At 71.9% G+C, this 18,916-nt stretch carries 11 protein-coding genes and 8 pseudogenes; 14 read left to right on the plus strand and 5 right to left on the minus strand.

Going from position 1 to position 18,916, the window contains the following annotated elements:
• Nucleotides 1-41 precede the first annotated feature (41 nt).
• The 4 genes and pseudogenes from paaA to paaD all read left to right on the plus strand — a co-directional run bounded on the left by paaA (nt 42) and on the right by paaD (nt 2,748).
• Nucleotides 42-1,001: a 1,2-phenylacetyl-CoA epoxidase subunit PaaA gene (paaA, locus tag L2X98_RS16235; RefSeq protein ID WP_259611596.1), complete on the plus strand. Its 960-nt coding sequence runs from the start codon at nt 42-44 to the stop codon at nt 999-1,001.
• A complete protein-coding gene (gene paaB / locus L2X98_RS16240; protein WP_259611597.1) occupies nt 1,001-1,306 on the plus strand; it encodes a 1,2-phenylacetyl-CoA epoxidase subunit PaaB in 306 nt (101 codons plus the stop codon). The genes paaA and paaB overlap by 1 nt, the downstream gene beginning before the upstream one ends.
• A pseudogene (gene paaC, locus L2X98_RS16245) lies at nt 1,303-2,152 on the plus strand (1,2-phenylacetyl-CoA epoxidase subunit PaaC). The gene paaB and the pseudogene paaC overlap by 4 nt, the downstream one beginning before the upstream one ends.
• A complete protein-coding gene (gene paaD / locus L2X98_RS16250; RefSeq protein WP_259611598.1) occupies nt 2,146-2,748 on the plus strand; it encodes a 1,2-phenylacetyl-CoA epoxidase subunit PaaD in 603 nt (200 codons plus the stop codon). The pseudogene paaC and the gene paaD overlap by 7 nt, the downstream one beginning before the upstream one ends.
• Here the strand turns inward: paaD and L2X98_RS16255 are convergent.
• Nucleotides 2,730-2,954 carry a hypothetical protein gene (locus L2X98_RS16255; protein WP_259613422.1) on the minus strand — a complete coding sequence of 75 codons (225 nt, stop codon included), beginning with the start codon at nt 2,952-2,954 and terminating at the stop codon, nt 2,730-2,732. The genes paaD and L2X98_RS16255 overlap by 19 nt on opposite strands.
• On the opposite strand from L2X98_RS16255, the pseudogene paaE reads away from it, so the two are divergent.
• The 7 genes and pseudogenes from paaE to L2X98_RS16290 all read left to right on the plus strand — a co-directional run bounded on the left by paaE (nt 2,865) and on the right by L2X98_RS16290 (nt 13,113).
• Nucleotides 2,865-3,918: pseudogene (paaE, locus tag L2X98_RS16260) on the plus strand (1,2-phenylacetyl-CoA epoxidase subunit PaaE). The gene L2X98_RS16255 and the pseudogene paaE sit on opposite strands and share 90 nt — an antisense overlap.
• Nucleotides 3,919-3,929: 11 nt before the next feature.
• Nucleotides 3,930-4,698 (plus strand): annotated as a pseudogene (locus L2X98_RS16265) (enoyl-CoA hydratase/isomerase family protein).
• Nucleotides 4,699-4,763: 65 nt separating this feature from the next.
• Nucleotides 4,764-5,411: a TetR/AcrR family transcriptional regulator gene (locus L2X98_RS16270; protein ID WP_259611599.1), complete on the plus strand. Its 648-nt coding sequence runs from the start codon at nt 4,764-4,766 to the stop codon at nt 5,409-5,411.
• A 2-nt stretch (nt 5,412-5,413) separates the two neighbouring features.
• On the plus strand, nt 5,414-7,147 hold the full coding sequence (locus L2X98_RS16275; RefSeq protein ID WP_259611600.1) for an ABC transporter ATP-binding protein: 1,734 nt from the start codon (nt 5,414-5,416) through the stop codon (nt 7,145-7,147).
• A 25-nt stretch (nt 7,148-7,172) separates the two neighbouring features.
• A pseudogene (locus L2X98_RS16280) lies at nt 7,173-9,190 on the plus strand (ABC transporter ATP-binding protein).
• A gap of 261 nt (nt 9,191-9,451) precedes the next feature.
• Complete coding sequence (locus L2X98_RS16285; RefSeq protein WP_435526217.1) at nt 9,452-10,159, plus strand: PP2C family protein-serine/threonine phosphatase; 708 nt, start codon at nt 9,452-9,454, stop codon at nt 10,157-10,159.
• A 227-nt stretch (nt 10,160-10,386) separates the two neighbouring features.
• Nucleotides 10,387-13,113, plus strand: coding sequence for an FtsK/SpoIIIE domain-containing protein (locus L2X98_RS16290; protein WP_259611601.1), 2,727 nt, complete (start codon nt 10,387-10,389; stop codon nt 13,111-13,113).
• A gap of 87 nt (nt 13,114-13,200) precedes the next feature.
• Here the strand turns inward: L2X98_RS16290 and ald are convergent.
• Nucleotides 13,201-14,316, minus strand: a pseudogene (gene ald / locus L2X98_RS16295) (alanine dehydrogenase).
• 53 nt (nt 14,317-14,369) lie between these two features.
• Nucleotides 14,370-15,360: pseudogene (locus tag L2X98_RS16300) on the minus strand (asparaginase).
• A 73-nt stretch (nt 15,361-15,433) separates the two neighbouring features.
• Here L2X98_RS16300 and L2X98_RS16305 point away from each other — a divergent pair.
• Nucleotides 15,434-15,928 carry an OsmC family protein gene (locus L2X98_RS16305; protein WP_259611602.1) on the plus strand — a complete coding sequence of 165 codons (495 nt, stop codon included), beginning with the start codon at nt 15,434-15,436 and terminating at the stop codon, nt 15,926-15,928.
• Here the strand turns inward: L2X98_RS16305 and L2X98_RS16310 are convergent.
• Both L2X98_RS16310 and L2X98_RS16315 read right to left on the minus strand, forming a co-directional pair.
• Nucleotides 15,897-16,669 (minus strand): annotated as a pseudogene (locus L2X98_RS16310) (lysophospholipid acyltransferase family protein). The gene L2X98_RS16305 and the pseudogene L2X98_RS16310 sit on opposite strands and share 32 nt — an antisense overlap.
• Nucleotides 16,670-16,735: 66 nt before the next feature.
• On the minus strand, nt 16,736-17,194 hold the full coding sequence (locus tag L2X98_RS16315; RefSeq protein ID WP_259611603.1) for a hypothetical protein: 459 nt from the start codon (nt 17,192-17,194) through the stop codon (nt 16,736-16,738).
• Nucleotides 17,195-17,235: 41 nt separating this feature from the next.
• On the opposite strand from L2X98_RS16315, the gene L2X98_RS16320 reads away from it, so the two are divergent.
• Both L2X98_RS16320 and dxr read left to right on the plus strand, forming a co-directional pair.
• Nucleotides 17,236-17,748, plus strand: coding sequence for an FKBP-type peptidyl-prolyl cis-trans isomerase (locus tag L2X98_RS16320; RefSeq protein WP_259611604.1), 513 nt, complete (start codon nt 17,236-17,238; stop codon nt 17,746-17,748).
• A 44-nt stretch (nt 17,749-17,792) separates the two neighbouring features.
• A pseudogene (dxr, locus tag L2X98_RS16325) lies at nt 17,793-18,876 on the plus strand (1-deoxy-D-xylulose-5-phosphate reductoisomerase).
• The last annotated feature ends 40 nt before the right edge of the window (nt 18,877-18,916 follow it).

An 18,916-nucleotide genomic window follows, 5' to 3' on the forward strand; every position in this document is an offset into this window, starting at 1 on the left:
ATTACTGAACGAGCGGTAGGTAATTACCGGAGGTGTCGACGATGACTATGGCCGTTTCCCCCGATGTCGATGAGCAGCAGGCGTTCGACGAGCTCATCGCGCAGGATGCGCGGATCGAGCCGCGGGACTGGATGCCGGAGGCGTACCGGAAGACGCTGATCCGCCAGATCTCCCAGCATGCGCACTCCGAGATCATCGGCATGCAGCCCGAGGGCAACTGGATCACGCGCGCACCCAGCCTGAAGCGCAAGGCCATCCTGATGGCGAAGGTGCAGGACGAGGCCGGCCACGGGCTGTATCTGTACTCCGCCGCGCAGACCCTGGGCATCACCCGCGAGGAGATGACCGAGCAGCTCATCGACGGCACGGCGAAGTACTCGTCGATCTTCAACTACCCGACGCCGACGTGGGCCGACATGGGCGCGATCGGCTGGCTCGTGGACGGTGCCGCGATCGTCAATCAGGTGCCGCTGTGCCGCTGCTCGTACGGCCCGTACGGGCGGGCGATGGTGCGCGTCTGCAAGGAGGAGTCGTTCCACCAGCGGCAGGGCTTCGAGATCCTGCTCGCCCTCATGCAGGGCACCGACGCGCAGCGGGCGATGGCACAGGATGCCGTGGACCGCTGGTACTGGCCGAGCCTGATGATGTTCGGCCCGCCGGACGAGGAATCGCCGAACTCGGCGCGATCGATGGCCTGGAAGATCAAGCGGTTCGGCAACGACGAGCTGCGGCAGCGGTTCGTCGGGATGCTGGTGCCCCAGGCCGAGGTGCTGGGCGTCACGCTGCCCGACCCCGAGCTGGCCTGGGACGACGACGCCCAGCAGTGGCACACCAGCGCGATCGACTGGGACGAGTTCACCGAAGTGCTGTCCGGCCGCGGGCCGATGAACGCCGTGCGCATCCAGAACCGCCGCACCGCGCACGAGGACGGCGCCTGGGTGCGCGAGGCTGCCGCCGAGTACGCCCGCAAGCAGGCGCTGCGCGAACGCGAGGTGGCGTGATGGCCACCGCGGGTTCGGCCGGCACCGAGATCTGGCCGCTGTGGGAGGTGTTCGTGCGCGCCGGGCGCGGCCTGAGCCACGTGCACGTCGGGTCGCTGCACGCATCCGATGCCGAACTGGCCGTGCGCAACGCGCGCGACCTGTACACCCGGCGCAGCGAGGGCGTGTCGATCTGGGTGGTGCCGTCCGACGCGATCACCACCAGCGACCCCGATTCGAAGGGCGCGTTCTTCGAGAGCCCCGCCGGCAAGAACTTTCGGCACGCGACGTACTACACCGCGTCGGAGGGGGTGTCGCACCTATGACCGGCTCGTCGCAGACCTCGCACTCCGGCGCGACCCGCGCCGTGCACATCTCGGTCGACGAGCTCGAGCTGTCGGCCGAGCTGGCCGGCGAGACCGGGCGAGTGGCGACCGCGGATGTCGCGGAGTACGCGCTGTGGCTGGGCGACGACGCGCTGATCCTGGCGCAGCGGCTGGGCGCGTGGATCGCGCACGCGCCCGAGCTCGAAGAAGACGTCGCCCTCGCGAACATCGGGCTCGACCTGCTCGGGCACGCGCGCGGCCTGCTGCGCTACGCGGGCACGGCCGACGGGCGCAGCGAAGACGACCTGGCGTACCTGCGCGACGAGGGCGCGTTTCGCAGCGCGTGGCTGTTCGAGCAAGCCCAACGGCGACTTCGCGCACACGATCGCACGTCAGCTGGCGGCATCCGCGTACCAGTTCGAGCTGTACACGCGCCTCGTCGACTCGGCCGACCCGGTGCTGGCCGCCGTCGCAGGCAAGGCCGTGAAGGAGGTCGACTACCATCGCGACCACGCCATCCAGTGGACGCTGCGGCTGGCCGGCGGCACCGACGAGTCACGGCGGCGGATGCTGGTGGCAGTGGCCGATGTCTGGCCGTACGTCGACGAGCTGTTCCGCGACGAGCCGCTGATCGACCGGCTGGACGGCGTCGCGGTGCGGCCCTCGACCCTGCGCGAGCCGTTCGACGCCGTGATCGGCGCGGTGTTCGCCGAGGCCGAGCTCACCGTGCCGACCCGGTTCGACTCATCGGCCGGCGGCCGGCACGGCGCGCACTTCGAGGCGATGGGGCACCTGCTCGCCGAGATGCAGGTGCTGGCCCGCCGGCATCCGGGGGCGACATGGTGACCGCACTCGTTCAGGAGCGGCCGCTGCAGCCGACCCGGCAAGAGGCGCTCGAGGCCGTGCTCGGCCCCTGGGCCCTGCCGGCCCGCGGCGCAGGGGCGGGCGCGACGCCCGCGTCCGGCACCGACGCAGAACGCGCGTGGGCCGCCGCGGCCACGGTGTGCGACCCCGAACTGCCGGTGCTCAGCATCGCCGACCTCGGTGTGCTGCGCGCCGTGCGCGTCGACGATGGCGCCGTGACCGTCGACATCACTCCGACGTACTCCGGCTGCCCGATGATGGACGTCATGGCGCGCGACGTGGCTGCCGCCGTGCGCGCGGCCGGGTTCGCCGATGTGGCGGTGCACACCGTGCTGCACCCGGCGTGGACGACCGAGTGGCTCAGCGCCGACGGCAGGCGCAAGCTCGAGGATTTCGGCATCGCGCCGCCCACCGGCATCCGTCCCACCGAGCCCGTGCTCGGCGGCCTGCACGTGCGGTGCCCGCACTGCCGGTCGCTGAACACCCGTGAGACGTCGCGGTTCAGCTCCACGTCGTGCAAGGCGCTGTACGAGTGCCGGGCCTGCGGCGAGCCGTTCGACTACTTCAAGGCGCACTGATGGCGGCCACCGAATCGGCCGATGCGCACAAGGTCGCGAGATCGTTCCTGGCCAGCGCCGTGGGCGGCCCGAAGCCGCGGCACCGCGGACGCTTTCACACCCTGAAAGTCGCCGAGGTGCGGCCGCTGACCGATGACGCCGTCGAGGTGACGTTCGCCGTGCCCGACGAGCTGCACGACGACTACGGCTACCTCGCCGGCCAGCATGTCGCGCTGCGGCTGCACCTGGACGGGCAGGAGCTGCGCCGGTCGTACTCGCTGTGCCGGCCGCCCGAGGCAGGCGCCCTCAGCGTCGCGATCAAGCGCGACCTGGGCGGCAGGTTCTCGACGTGGGCGCAGACCGAGCTTGCACCCCGGCGACGAGCTCGATGTGATGAGCCCGCAGGGCACGTTCATCACCCGCCTCGAAGACCTCGACGGCCGGCATCTGGTCGGCATCGCGGCGGGCAGCGGCATCACGCCGCTGATGGCGCTGGCCACCGCGGTGCTCGAGCGCTCGGTGACATCGCGGTTCACGCTGGTGTACACGAACCGGTCGCGCTCCGACGTGATGTTCCTCGACGACCTCGCCGACCTGAAAGACCGCTACCCGTCCCGGCTGGCGCTGCACCACGTGCTCTCCCGCGAGCAGCGCACCGCGCCGCTGCTGAGCGGTCGCATCGACGAGGCGAAGCTGCGCACCATGCTCGACGTGCTGATCCGGCCGGCCACCGTGGACGAATGGTTCCTGTGCGGGCCGTTCGACCTGGTGCAGCTGTGCCGCGACACGCTCATCGATGTGGGCGTGGACCGCACGCACATCCGCCACGAGCTGTTCACCACCGGCGAGCCCGGCCAGGCACCCGTCGGCAGCGTCGGGCGCCCAGTGATCGTGGTGCCCGACGAGCCGGTGTGCCACATCCGATTCACCCTCGACGGACAGTCCGCGGATGTCGACAGCCCGGCAAGCGCGCACGAAACGGTTCTGAACGCGGCGCTGCGGGTGCGTGCAGACGTGCCGTACGCGTGCGCGGGCGGCGTGTGCGGCACCTGCCGCGCGCGACTGCTCGAGGGGGATGTGCGGATGACGGAGAACTACGCGCTCGAGCCGGAAGAGCTCGAGCGCGGGTACATCCTGACCTGCCAGTCCCATCCCACCACCGAGTCCGTCGTCGTCGACTACGACGTGTGAGGAGCAAGCCGATGATCGATCTGACCGTGGACGGCGACATCGCCGAGATCGTGCTGAACGCCCCGGACCGGCTCAACGCCCTGGACGAGGACGCGCTGCGCGAGCTGGACGCCGCCTACGCCGACGCCGAGCAGGCGGGGGTGCGCGCGCTGCTCCTGCGCGGCGAGGGACGCGCCTTCTGCGCCGGTCGGGACATCGCCGGCGTCGATCCGGCCACCGACGACGTACCCGGGTACCTCGACACCCTGCTGACCCTGCTTGCGGCGGATGGCATCCTTCCCAGCGCCCACGTTCGCCGCCGCGCAGGGCGCCTGCCTGGGGGTCGGGCTCGGCCTGCTGATCGCCACCGACGTCGTGTACGTCGCCGACACCGCCAAGATCGGCTCGCCGTTCGCGGCGCTCGGCGCCCTCCTCGACTCGGGCGGGCACGCCCTGTTCGCCGACCGGCTCGGCCCGCACAAGACGCTCGACCTCATCTACACCGGCCGGCTGATGACCGGGGAGGAGGCGGTGGCATCCGGGCTGTTCTCGCGGGTGTTCCCCGCCGATCGGGTGCAGGAGGCGGCATCCACCGCCGTCCGCGCGACCGCCGCGGGCGCGACCGCGGCGCTTCTGGCGAGCAAGACCATCGTCGGGCGCCTGCGCGATGAGCGCATGCTCCTCTGGGAGACCATGGCCCGAGAGGCCCACGCACAGGCCCAGCTCGCCCAGACGGCCGACTATCGCGAGGGGTTCGCCGCGTTCCAGCAGAAGCGGCCGCCGGTCTTCCGCGGGCACTGACCGTTCGCCCAGAGCGCACACGCGCACATTGCGGAGTGAGTCCTCACTCATTCAGTGTCAGCTGCGTGCCATCCACCACCGTGTCCGATGCCGAGCGCTCCGACGCCGAGCCGACCGAGAGCATCCCGACCGAGACGCGCACGCGCGCCGAGCCGATGGCGCCGGACCGCCGTCGCGCGATGATCGCCGAGCAGGCCGTGCCGCTGTTCCTCGAGCACGGGGCCGCGCTGACCACGCGTCAGCTGGCCGAGCAGCTCGGCATCGCCGAGGGCACGATCTTCCGGGCATTCGGCGACAAGGAATCCCTCGTGCGCGCGGCGGTCGAGGCGTTCTTCGCCCAGGGGCGGGCGCGGATGCTGGACGGGCTGGTCGATCCGGCATTGCCGATCGAAGAGAAGGTGGCCGCCCTGGTGAGCGGCACCCGCACCTGGACGAGCCGGATGATGCGGATGCTCTCGCTGGTCAACCGGGATGAGATCGGGCAGTTCCTGTCCCGACCGGGCGACGACGCCTACCGCACGGCGATCGCCGCGGTGTTCGCGCCCGAGGCCGACGAGCTGACCATCAGTCCCGATCGGCTGGGCGCGATCGTCCGCCTCGCCGGCATGGCGGCCAACGCCGCGCGCTTCGACGACGACGGCGGACTCACCGACGATGAGCTCGTCGGCTTCATCCTCTACGGCATCGCGGGCCGTCCCCGCGGAAGGGAATGATCGTGCTGGGCAGACTCCTCGTGCGCTACCTGCGGCCCGCCTGGCCGCTGATCATCGGCGTCCTCGTGTTCCAGATCGCGCAGTCGCTCGCGTCGCTGTGGCTGCCCACGCTGCAGGCCGACATCATCGACGACGGCGTGCTCACCGGCGACATCGGCTTCATCTGGCGCACCGGCGGCATCATGCTCGCCATCAGCTTCGTGCAGATCCTGTGCGCGATCGCCGCCGTCTACTTCGGCTCGCGACTGGCGATGGGGATGGGACGCGACCTGCGCGACGATCAGTTCCACCGCGTGGTCGCCTTCTCGCAGCGCGAGGTCGGCCAGTACGGCGCGCCCTCGCTGATCACGCGGAACACGAACGACGTGCAGCAGGTGCAGATGCTGGTGCAGATGTCGGCGACCCTGATGGTGTCGGCGCCGATCCTGGCGATCGGGGGCGTCATCTTCGCGATCCGCCAGGATGTCGGACTGTCCTGGCTGATGGCGGTCTCGGTCCCGGTGCTGCTGGTGATCGTCTCGCTGATCGTCGTGCGCATGGTGCCCGCGTTCCGGGCCATGCAGCGCCGCATCGACCGGATCAACCAGGTGCTGCGCGAGCAGCTGACCGGCATCCGGGTGGTCCGGGCCTTCGTGCGCGAGCGCGAAGAGCGCGCCCGGTTCGAGAAGGGCAGCGCCGACGTGATGGAGTCGGCCGTGCGCGCCGGCAACCTGATGGCCATCATGTTCCCGGCCGTCACCATCGTGCTGAACGTCTCCAGCGCCGCCGTGATCTGGTTCGGCGCCTTCCAGGTGCAGGACGGGAACGCCCAGATCGGCACGCTGTTCGCGTTCCTGACCTACATGATGCAGATCCTCATGGGCGTGATGATGGCGACGTTCATGTTCGTGATGATCCCGCGCGCCGCGGTGTGCGCGAACCGGATCGGCGAGGTGCTGAACACGGTGCCGTCCGTCATGGCGCCGCACCGGCCCGCGGCCCTGCCCGCCCCGGTCGGCCGCGTCGTCTTCGACCACGTCGACTTCGCCTACCCGGGCGCGCAGGAGGCCGTCCTCCACGACATCTCGTTCACGGTCGAGCCGGGCACCACCACGGCGATCATCGGGTCCACCGGATCGGGCAAGACCACGCTGGCCGGTCTCGTGCCCCGTCTGTTCGACGTCACCGCCGGGGTGGTGACCGTGGACGGCGTGGACGTGCGCGACTACGACCCGGACGAGCTGTGGAAGCGCATCGGGCTCGTCCAGCAGCGCGCGTTCCTGTTCTCCGGGACGATCGCCTCCAACCTCCGCTACGGCGATGCCGCCGCCACCGACGACGAGCTGTGGGAGGCGCTGGAGATCGCGCAGGCGAAGGCGTTCGTCAGCGGCATGCCCGATCAGCTCGCGGCCCCGATCGGGCAGGGCGGCACGAATGTGTCCGGCGGCCAGCGTCAGCGGCTCTCGATCGCGCGCGCCCTCGTGCACCGCCCCGAGATCTACATCTTCGACGACTCGTTCTCGGCGCTCGATCTGAGCACCGACGCCGCACTGCGGCATGCCCTGGACGAACGGCTGCCCGATGCCACCCGCATCGTGGTCGCACAGCGCGTGTCCACGATCCAGCACGCCGACCAGATCGTCGTGCTCGAGCACGGACGGGTGGTCGGCCTGGGCACGCACGACGAACTCGCCGAATCCAACGACACCTACCGCGAGATCGTGGAGTCCCAGCTCTCGGCACAGGAGGCAGCATGAGCGGCACCCAGGCAAGCGCCGGCCGATGGGCGGCCCGGGGCGGCCCGGGATGGGCGCCCCGGTGCAGAAGCCGCAGAACTTCGGCCGGAGCGCGAAGCGGCTGCTCGGGATGCTGCGCCCGGACGCGCTGTGGATCGCGCTGGTCGTCCTGTTCGGCGTGGTCAGCGTCGCCCTCAGCGTCGTGGGTCCGAAGCTGCTCGGCCAGGCCACCAACGTCGTGGTCGCGGGCTTCGTCTCGATGCAGTTCAAGGATCTGCCGGCCGGCGTGACCAAGGCGCAGATCATCCAGCAGATGGACGCGTCCGGGCAGGGGCAGCTGGCCGACATGCTGCGCGGGATGGAGTTCACCCCGGGCGCCGGCATCGACTTCGCCCGGCTGGGATCCCTGATCCTGACGGTGCTGGCCATCTACATCATCTCGGCCGTGTTCATGTGGCTGCAGGGCCGCATCCTGAACATCGTCGTCCAGCGCGCGATGCACCGCATCCGCATGCTCGTCGAGGACAAGATCCACCGGCTGCCGCTGTCGTACTACGACCGGATGCAGCGCGGTGAGCTGCTCAGCCGCGTCACCAACGACGTCGACAACATCGGGCAGACGCTCGAGCAGTCGATGTCGCAGGTCGTCATCTCGCTGCTGACCGTGGTCGGCGTGCTGATCATGATGTTCCTGATCTCGCCCCTGCTGGCCGTGATCGCCCTGGTGACCATCCCGCTGACGATCATCATCACGGTCCTGGTCGCCCGGCGCTCGCAGAAGCTGTTCATCGCGCAGTGGGCGGCCACCGGCGTGCTCAACGCCCGAGTCGAGGAGACCTTCTCCGGACACGCGATCGTGAAGGTCTTCGGGCACCAGAAGGATGTCGAGACCGACTTCCGTCGCGAGAACGACGCCGTGTTCCGCGCGAGCTTCGGCGCCCAGTTCGTGTCCGGCATCATCATGCCCGCGATGATGTTCATCGGGAACCTGGTGTATGTGGCGATCGCCGTCGTCGGCGGGCTGCAGATCGCCAGCGGACTCATCTCGATCGGCGACGTGCAGGCGTTCATCCAGTACTCCCGGCAGTTCACCCAGCCGCTGAGCCAGCTGGGCTCGATGGCCAACCTGCTGCAGTCGGGCGTGGCCAGCGCGGAGCGCGTGTTCGAGCTGCTCGACGAGTCCGAGCAGACGCCGGACGCCGATCCGGCCGACACGGCGCCGGACGAGGCCAGCCACCTCGCGTTCGACGACGTCGCGTTCCGCTACCTGCCGGACACGCCGCTGATCGACGGGCTGAGCCTGTCGGCCGAACCCGGCAGCACCGTGGCGATCGTGGGGCCGACCGGCGCCGGCAAGACGACCCTGGTGAACCTCATCATGCGGTTCTACGATGTCGACTCCGGGCGCATCCTCCTGGACGGCGTGGACACGCGCGGCATGACCCGTGCCGATCTGCGCGCCCGCACCGGCATGGTGCTGCAGGACACCTGGCTGTTCGCCGGGACGATCCGCGAGAATATCGCGTACGGCCGGCCCGAGGCATCCGAGCAGGACATCGTGGATGCCGCGACCGCCGCCTACGTGGATCGCTTCGTGCACGCCCTGCCGGACGGGTACGACACGGTGCTGGACGACGAGGCCACCAACCTGTCGGCGGGGAGCGGCAGCTGATCACCATCGCCCGGGCGTTCCTGGCGGACCCGCGGATCCTCATCCTGGACGAGGCGACGAGCTCGGTCGACACCCGCACCGAACTGCTGATCCAGCGGGCCATGTCGCGGCTGCGCGTGGACCGGACCTCGTTCGTGATCGCGCACCGGCTGTCCACCATCCGCGATGCCGACCTGATCCTCGTGATGGAGCAGGGCGGCATCGTCGAGCAGGGCACGCACGACGAGCTGCTGGCCGCGAAGGGCGCCTACTGGCGGCTGTACAACGCGCAGTTCGAGGCCCCGGTCGTCGACACCGGCGCCCCGCCGGTCCCGGCGACCGTCGGCGGGCCGCCGCCCGGCGCGGTGACGGCGCTCGCAGAGGAGCCGGAGGGTGCGGAGGGTGTCAACTAGTATGTGAACGTCGCCGACGCCCTCGGCGGTCCACCCCCACCCCTGGAGGACACGGCGTGCCCGACGTGCGCACACGAACGCGAACGGTTCCACTGTCCGGTGGATCCGTCGACCTGGCCTGGGCGGCGGTGACCGATGTCGGTCGGCGACGTGAGGCGAATCAGGACGCTCTCCTGGCCGAATACCCGCTGTTCGTCGTGGCCGACGGCATGGGCGGGCACATCGGGGGCGAGATCGCCAGCACCAGCACGATCGACCGGCTTGCGCCCGGTCGCCGAGTCCGGTGCCGTCTCGCCCAAGGCGATCGAGAAGGCGCTGAGCCGGGCGGTCAAGGACATCGCCGGCCACCCTGGCTCGACCGACGACGGCACCGGCACCACCGTGACCGGCGTCTACCTCGAGGCGTCCGGCGACGACCCGCACTGGGTCACGCTGAACATCGGCGACTCGCGGGTCTACCTGCAGCGCGACGGCCAGGTGATCCAGATCACCACCGACCACTCCGTCGTGCAGGAGCTGATCGCGGCCGGTCGGCTGAGCCCGGAAGAGGCCGAGAACCACCCGTACGGCAACGTCATCACCCGGGCCGTCGGCCCGAGCGATTCGGTCAAGCCGGACTACGTGCGGCTGGACCTGGTCGACGGCGACCGCTTCGTCATCTGCTCGGACGGGCTCACCAAGGAGCTGACCGACTACGGCATCCAGCACTTCCTCGGCGAGCACGTCGATGCCGGCGAGGCCGTCTCGGCGATGCTCGAGGCCGCGCTGGAGAACGGCGGACGCGACAACATCTCGATCATCGTGCTCGACGTCGCCGTGCACCGCGCGGGCGACCGGCCCGATGCGGACACGGATGCCGACGAGGACACCGAGACAGGGGCCCGCGTGGACGACGAGGACGCGGAGTCCGGGGCGGACGACGCCGACCCCGAGACCGAGGACGTCGATTCCTCCCCAGACGAACGCTGAGCACGATCCGTCCACAGATCGGGTCTGCGCCGGCTTCCGGGCGTGTCCGCCGCGCTTGACTGGGCGGCATGCGCCGTTGCCGAGCACACTCCGCGGTTCCTCCGGGACATCCTGATCCGTCGCTCCTCGGGGCGGATCCGCTCGGGGGCGATGCCGTCGCCCTCCGACTGCCGTCCCCCGCGCCGCCGGCGCGTCGCAGCATCCCGCTGGTCGCCTCGGCCGTCCCCGTGCTCGGCGCGCTCATGCTGTGGGCGGTCACCGGAACCACCACCATGCTCTGGTTCGCCGCGCTCGGCCCGCTGATCGCGGTGGGATCGCTCGCCGACGCCGCCCGCGCGGCGAGGCGTGATCGGCGACGCGCACAGAGGGATGCCGCCGCCGCCCGCGCGCGGGTGGCCACGGCGGTGACGGCCCGTCATGACGCGGAGCGCATCGCGCTGTGGACCCGGAATCCGGACGTGCGGCGGCTGCTCGGCGACGGGGACGACCGAGACATCTGGCGCCCGGCCTCCGGGCGTGGGGAGGTGCTCGTCGTCGGCCGCGGGCCCGCCTCCAGCGCCGTCCGGGTGGAGGGCGGCGACGACGACCCCGACGGCGCGGCCCTGCGCCGGAACGCGGGGCGGCTGGACGACGCCCCGGTGACGGTGCCCACCTCCCGGGGCATCGCGGTGGCCGGCCCCGACCCCCTCGCACGCGCGGTCCAGCGCGCCCTCGTCCTGCAGCTGTGCCTGGCCCTGCCGCCGGACCGGCTGCGGATCACGGATCTGCTCGACGACGCCGATCCCGAGGTGGCCTGGGTGCGGCGACTCCCGCACCATGCCTCGCCGCAGGGCTCCGGCGCACAGCCGGCGTCCGACGGCCGCCTGCCCCACACCGTGGTGGTGTGCGGCGCGACCGCGCCCGCCGGGGCGGCGGCGATCGCGCGCACCGGGCTCGAGGCCGCCGCGCCGCCCGCCTGCGGGGCGGTGCTCACCCTCACCGGCATCGATCGCGGGCGGGTGGTGCAGGACGGCGACGCGACCGACGTGCAGGTCGAGGGGCTGGGCCTCGAACAGGCCGTGCTGCTGGCGGGCGGACTGGCCGAGCGGGCCGAGGAGATGTACGGGCGGTCCGGCCCGGACACCCCGGTGCAGCTGGCCGAGCTGCTCACCCGCGCGGACCGTGCGGAGGCGGGCGGGCTGTCGGCCGTGCTCGGCACGGCGCGGGGCGCCCGGTTCGCGGTCGACCTGGTGGCCGACGGGCCGCACGCGGTGGTGGCCGGGGTGACCGGGTCGGGCAAGAGCGAGCTGCTGACCACCTGGGTGACGGCGCTGTGCGCCTCGTACCGCACCGACGAGGTGGCGTTCCTGCTCGCCGACTTCAAGGGTGGGACGGCGTTCGACGCGCTGGCCGCGCTGCCGCATGTCACCGGCGTCATCACCGATCTGGATGCCGGTGGCGCCCGCCGCGCCCTGCAGAGCCTGCGCGCCGAGCTGCGCCGGCGCGAGGCTGAGATCGTGCGTGTGGGCGGCCGCGAGGTCGGCGACACCGATCTGCCCCGGCTGGTGATCGTGGTCGACGAGTTCGCGGCGCTGTCGGCCAGTCATCCCGAGCTGCAGGAGCTGTTCGTCGACATCGCCGCCCGCGGGCGCGCGTTGGGAATGCATCTGGTGCTGGGCACGCAGCGTGCGGCGGGCACGTTCCGCGAGGCGCTGCTGGCGAACTGCCCGCTGCGGATCAGCCTGCGCGTCACCGACGCGGCCGACAGCCGGCTGCTGCTGGGCACAGACGATGCCGCGACGCTGTCCGGCGCACCGGCGCACCGGGGCATCGCGCTGATCCGTCGTGCCGCCGATGCCGCACCATGCGCGGTGCGGGTCGCGCGCACGTCCCCGCGGCTCATCGCCGCGACCGCGGCGTCCGGACGCGGCGACCGCCCGCGACCGCCGTGGCTGCCGCCGCTGCCGTCGCGGCTGTCGCTGGCCGAGGCATCCGCCGCCGTGGTCGAGGGCATCGTGCTCGGGATCGCGGACGAACCGGATCGGCAGCGCCAGGTGCCGGTGGTGCTGGCCGAGACCGAGCGCGGCCTGTGCGCGATCGGCACGGCCGGATCGGGGCGGACGACTCTGCTGGCCACCATCGCCGGGCAGGCCGCCGCCGCGATCTGGATCCCCGCGCAGCCCGAGGCCGCGTGGGACGCGGTCGCCGAGCTCGCCGACCGCCCGCCCGGCCCCGGCACCGTCGTCATGGTGGACGACGTCGACGCGCTGCTCGCACAGTATCCGCTGGACTACGCGCAGGCGCTCGGCGAGCGGCTGGAGCGGATCACGCACGCGTGCGGGGCGACCGGGGCCCGGATCGTGCTGTCCGCGCAGCGACTGAGCGGGATGACGGCCCGGCTGGCGGATCTGATCCCGCGACGCGTGCTGCTGGCCGCCGGCGGTCGCGCCGATTTCGTCGCCGCCGGGGGCGCCCCGGGCGACTACGAGGACCGGATGCCGCCGGGTCGGGCCGTCGTCGACGGGCGGCGGATGCAGATCGCGCTGCCGGCGACCGCGGTGCCGCGCGCGCAGGCCGAGACCCCGCTGTGGACGCCGTGCGCCGGGCTCACCGGCATCGTGGCCCGCTCCGGTCCCGGCCGGCGGCTGCTGGCGTCGGTCGCCGACGCCGCGGGGGCCGCGGTGCTCGAGGTGGACGACCTCTCGTCGCTGCCGGCCGCGCCCCGGGCGCACACCATCGTCATCGGCGACGCCGAGCAGTGGCAGCGGGGCTGGCGGGTGCTGCATGCGATCCGCGGCGAGCACGATCTGCTGATCGACGCGTCGTGCGGCCCGGACTATCGGCTGCTCACCGGAGACCGCACGCTGCCGCCGTACTGCGTGCCGGGGCGGGGCCGGGCATGGCTCCTTCGCGCCGGCGCCGCTCCCGTCCGGGTCCGGATCGAGGCGCCTCATCCCGACGCGCCCCGCCCCTGACCGCCCCTCCCCGCCCGGCTCGGCGCGGCCGGACCGGCGGGGTCGAGCCGGCGCGGCCGGACCGCCGGGGCCGAGCCGGGGCAGCGGTCAGGCGAGGGCGTCTGCGGCGGGGACCGCGGCGAGATCGTGCGCGGCCGCGACCCCGGCGTTGGCCACCCGGCCGTGCACGGTGTTCAGACCGGCGGCCAGGGCGGCGTCCGCGCGCATCGCGTCCCGCCAGCCGTGGCGCGCGATCTGGCGGATGTAGGGCAGGGTGGCGTTCGTCAGCGCCGACGTGGAGGTGTTGGGGACCGCGCCGGGCATGTTGGCGACGCAGTAGAACACGGTCTCGTGCACGCCGAATGTGGGGTCGTCGTGCGTGGTGGGATGCGTGTCGGCGAAGCATCCACCCTGGTCCACGGCGATGTCCACCAGCACCGACCCCGACCGCATCCGCGCGACCATGTCGTTCGTGACCAGCTTGGGCGCCTTCGAGCCGGGGATCAGCACCGACCCGATCACGAGGTCCGAGTCCACGACCGCATGGTCCAGGTCCAGCGGGTTGGACGCGGCGGTCTTCACCCGACCCTGGAAATGGTCGTCGAGCTGGCGCAGGCGCTGCACGTTCGTGTCGAACACCGTGACGTCGGCGCCGAGCCCGGCCGCGATGACCGCCGAGTTCGCACCGGCCACGCCGCCGCCGATGATGGTGACCCGGCTCGGCCGGGTGCCGGGCACGCCCGACATGAGCAGCCCGCGTCCGCCGGACGAGCGCATCAGCGTGTGTGCGCCCACCATCGGCGCCAGCCGGCCGGCGACCTCGCTCATCGGGGCCAGGAGCGGCAGCCCGCCGCCGGGCAGGCTGCACCGTCTCGTAGGCGATCGCGGTGACGCCGTCGGCGAGCAGCCGGTCGGTCAGCGGGCGGTCGGCGGCCAGGTGCAGGTAGGTGAACAGCACGAGGTCGTCGCGGAAGCGGCCGTACTCGTCGGCGATCGGCTCCTTGACTTTCAGCAGCGCTCGGCGCGAGCCCAGACCTCGTCCGGGTCGTCGAGCAGCGTCGCTCCGGCGTCTGCGTATTCCGCATCCGGCATGGACGAGCCCTCGCCCGCGCCGCGCTGCACGAACACCTCGTGGCCGGCCGCGGTCAGGTCGTGCACGCCGGCCGGGGTCAGGGCGACCCGGTACTCGTTGTTCTTCACCTCGGTCGGGACGCTGATCCTCATCGGGGTTCCTCTCCGCTCCACGGGGGAGCCGGTCGCGCTCTTGTGGAGCTCGGCTAGAACGCGGGGCGGATGGCCCCGACGTCCCGACCGCCGCCGGTGACGGCCAGCGGAAGCTGTGACATGACGGCGGCAACGGCCGCCGAATCCAGGGCGCCCTCGAGCTCGAGCAGGCGCAGGGCGACGGCGGTGCCGGCGCGGCTCGAACCGTCGAGCATCTTCAGCGCCACGGTGGTCCCGTCCGGTGCGACCATCACCTGGACCCCCTCGGCGCCGCCCTTGGAGAACACGCCGAGGCGCTCGGTGACGATGGTGTCCGGCTGGCCCGGTCCGGCGATGGTCCAGGGGTTCTCGCGCACGGCGTGCACCAGGGCGCCGGCGTTGCGGTGCAGCGCGAACGGCGAGCTCGCCGACGACGTCCCGACGCGATGGATGGCCTTGGCAAGGCCGCCCAGTGTGACGGCGAACACCGGCGCACCGCAGCCGTCGATCGCGGTCGCGGCCACGCGCATGCCGGTCAGCCGCTCGACGAGCTCGCGGATCTGCAGCTCGAGCCGGATGCTGCGGGTCGAGGTATCCCTCGGTCTCCCAGCCGGCGGTGCGGCAGGCCAGCAGCATGGCCGCGTGCTTGCCGGAGCAGTTCATCCGGATGCGGGACGGCTCGCCCCCGTCGCGCAGCAGTTCGTCCCGGGTGGCCCGGTCGCCGGGCCAGGCGGGCGGGCATCCGAGGTCGTCCTCGCGCAGCTCGGCGGCGGCGAGGATGTCGCGCACGACCGCCACGTGGCGGTCAGTGCCGGTGTGGCTGGCCGTGGCCAGCGCCAGGCGCTCGCCGTCCAGCGGGGCGCCGACGCCGAGGCAGGCCAGTGCCTGGATCGGCTTGAGCGTGGAGCGCGGCAGGATCAGCGCGGACGGGTCGCCGTGCTCGCGGATCGGCTCTCCGTCCGGCCCCAGCACGATCGCGCTTCCGCTGTGCCGGGACTCGACGAAGCCGCTGCGTTCGATGACGGCGAGTTCGACGGCGGCGGTGACGGCGAAGGTGTCGGACACGTCCTCAGCCTACCGCCGCCGCCCGCCCCGCCTCAGCGGAGCCGGGTTCGCCTGCACGTGCCAGACTGGCCTCATGCTGGGAGAGCACCGCTACGCGCTGCGCGCCGTCTGGACCGGGAACCGGGGCGCCGGCACCACCGGCTATCGCGACTACGACCGGCTGGTCACCGTGTCCTCGACCGGCAAGCCCGACATCCTCGCCTCGGCGGACAAGCCGTTCCGGGGCGATCCGGCCCGCTGGAACCCGGAGGACATGCTGCTGGCCGCCCTGTCGGAGTGCCACCTGCTGTCGTACCTGCACGCCTGCGTGCAGGCCGGCGTCGTCGTGGTCGGGTACGAGGACGATGCCACCGGCACGATGCAGGAGGACGGCCGGGGCGGTGGCGCGTTCACCGAGGTGGTGCTGCGCCCCCAGGTGACGGTGGCCGAGGCATCCATGCTCGAGGCCGCGACCGCGGCGCACCACCAGGCGCACGAGTGGTGCTTCATCGCGAATTCGGTGAACTTCCCGGTGCGGGTCGAGCCCGAGATGCGGGTCAGCGGCGCTCGTGCGGAAGAGCCTGCCTGATCCGCTCGATCGGGGTGGCGGCCGGCACCTCGTTGTAGGCGTTGGCCAGCTCCTGCCCGGACAGCGCGTGGATGGCGGCCATGATCTCGTCCGTGGCCTGGCGTCGCGCCCGGCCGGACGAGGCCGGCCCGTGCGCGGACACGTCGATCGGCGTGCCGAACTTCACCGTGACCCGGGGGCGCAGGCGAGGAAATCTCGCACCCACCGGCATCGCCTCGTTCGTGCCGATCAGTCCCACCGGCACGACCGGCGCCCCGGTCTCCAGCGCGAGGAACGCGACACCCGTGCGCCCCTTGTACAGCCGCCCGTCCAGCGACCGGGTGCCCTCCGGGTAGAGCGCGACCGCCTCACCGGTCTCGAGCAGCCTTCTGCCTGCTCCAGTGCCTCCAGCGCGGCCTGCCCGGCGCCACGACGCACGGGGGTAGCACCCAGCGACGTGAAGAACGTCTTCGCGAACCAGCCCGAGACGCCCTTGCCGCCGAAGTAGCTCGCCTTCGCGAGGAACCGGACATTGCGCGGAGAGGCGACGGGAATCGCGACCGAGTCGATGAACGACAGGTGGTTGCTGGCGAAGATCACCGGTCCGGTCCGGGGCACGTTCTCGCGACCAGAGATCCGCGGGCGGTACACGGTGCGTGCCAGCGGCGTCAGCAGGAAGCGGCCGAGGGCGTAGGCGAATCCGACGGTGGAGGATGACGGAGCCGTCGTCTCCTCGGATGCGGGCGTCTCCGGTTCTGTCACTCATCGAGGGTACTGCCGTTTTCATTCCGCGCCGGGCATGGTCCGGTCAGGTCCTGCACCGGCCGTTCACAGCCACGTCTTGAGAAAGTGCGCGAAGATGGGTGCTTCGCCCCCGAAACCCCTGAGGAATTCTGTGCGCACCCGCCCCATCATCGCTCTGTCCGCCGTCGCCCTCGCCGCGCTCGCTCTCGTCGGCTGCTCCTCGCAGCCCGAGCCGAAGGCCAGCTCGACTGCGACGGCCGCCGCGGATCTGTGTACCGCGAAGGTCGCGTCCGGCGACAGCTCCGACGCCGTCAAGGTCACCGGCGACGTCGGCAAAGAGGCCAAGGCCAGCTTCACGAAGCCGCTGAAGATCTCCACCCTGCAGAGCAGCGTGGTCGCCGAGGGATCCGGTGACAAGGTGAAGTCCGGCGAGCTGGTCAAGTTCGCCCTCACCGAGTTCAACGCCGAGACCGGCGCCAAGAACGGCTCGATCGGCCAGGCGGAGGACTCCCTGCTGCCGCAGCAGATCACCGGCGACAGCATCCTCGGCCAGGTGCTGGGCTTGCGCCACGATCGGCACGCGGGTGGTGGCCACGATCCCCGGCGACGAGTCCACCGCGGCCAGCGTCGACGTCGTCGACGTGCTCGACGTCGTGCCGAACGCCGCCTGGGGCAGCGACGTGGCACCGAAGGACGGATTCCCGACGGTGAAGCTCGCCGCCGACGGCACGCCCTCGGTGACCCTCCCCAAGACCGACGCGCCGACGAAGTTCGCCACCGAGACGCTGAAGAAGGGCGACGGCACGAAGGTCGTCAAGGGCGACGCCGTGCTCGTGCAGTACTACGGGGTCTCGTGGAACACCGGCAAGGTCTTCGACAAGAGCTGGGGAGCCCAGCCTTTCCAGTTCCAGGTCGGCCAGGGCGTCGTCCAGGGGTTCAGCGACGCCGTCACCGGTGCCACGGTCGGCTCGCAGGTGCTCGCCGAGCTGCCGCCGTCGGTCGCGTACGGCGAGGGCAAGGTCAACGACAAGGATCTCAAGGGCCAGACCCTCGTGTTCGTGATCGACATCCTCGGCGTGCAGCACGCCGCGCAGTAGCACCGCGCCCGACGGCCCACTGCCGGCCGGAATAGGCTGACGGGATGCGTCGCGTCCTCATCCTCGGGTCCACCGGTTCGATCGGCACTCAGGCGCTGGACGTGATCCGCTCCCACCCCCGGCGCTTCGAGGTGGTGGGGCTCGCGGCCGGGTCGCAAGCGCGATGCCCTGGCCGCGCAGGCCGCCGAGTTCGGCGTCGAGCACACCGCGCTCGGCGCCGTCGAGGCGGAGCAGCTGGTGCGGGACGTGGAGGCGGATGTCGTCCTGAACGGCATCACCGGATCGGTCGGGCTCGGGCCCACCCTGGCCGCGCTGCAGGCGGGGCGGACCCTGGCGCTGGCGAACAAGGAGTCCCTCATCGTCGGCGGCGCGCTGGTGGCCGCGCTGGCCGAACCCGGGCAGATCGTGCCGGTAGACTCCGAGCACTCCGCCATCGCCCAGGCCCTGCGCGCCGGCTCCCGCGACGAGGTGCGCCGGCTGGTGCTCACCGCGTCCGGCGGGCCGTTCCGCGGACGATCCCGAGCCTCGATGCACGACGTCACCCCGGCTCAGGCGCTCGCCCACCCCACCTGGGACATGGGCCGGGTGGTCACCACCAACTCGGCGACCCTGGTCAACAAGGGGCTGGAGGTCATCGAGGCGCACCTGCTGTTCGACGTGCCGTACGACCGGATCGAGGTCACCGTGCATCCGCAGTCGATCGTGCACTCGATGGTCGAGTTCGTCGACGGCTCGACCATCGCCCAGGCCTCTCCACCGGACATGAGGCTGCCGATCTCGCTCGGTCTGGACTGGCCGCACCGGGTGGCCGGGGTCGGTCGCCCGCTCGATTGGACGACCGCGTCGTCCTGGACCTTCGAGCCGCTGGACGACCAGGCGTTCCCGGCGGTCGCGCTCGCCAAGCGCGCGGGCATGGCCGGCGGCACCTACCCGGCCGTGTTCAACGCCGCCAACGAGCAGGCGGTGGACGCGTTCCACGAGCGGCGTCTTCCGTTCCTGGGCATCGTCGACACGGTGCGCCGTGTGGTCGAGGCGCATGAGGCGCCGGCCGAGCTGAGTCGGGAGTCGCTCGACGAGGCCCAGCGCTGGGCGCGGGAGAAGGCCGATCGGCTGATCGCGGCGGCCTGAGCCGCACGGACGGCGTCTGCGGCTCGCGCGCTGGGCGAGC

It is taken from the genome of Microbacterium elymi (assembly GCF_021582895.2).
Taxonomy (GTDB): domain Bacteria; phylum Actinomycetota; class Actinomycetes; order Actinomycetales; family Microbacteriaceae; genus Microbacterium; species Microbacterium humicola.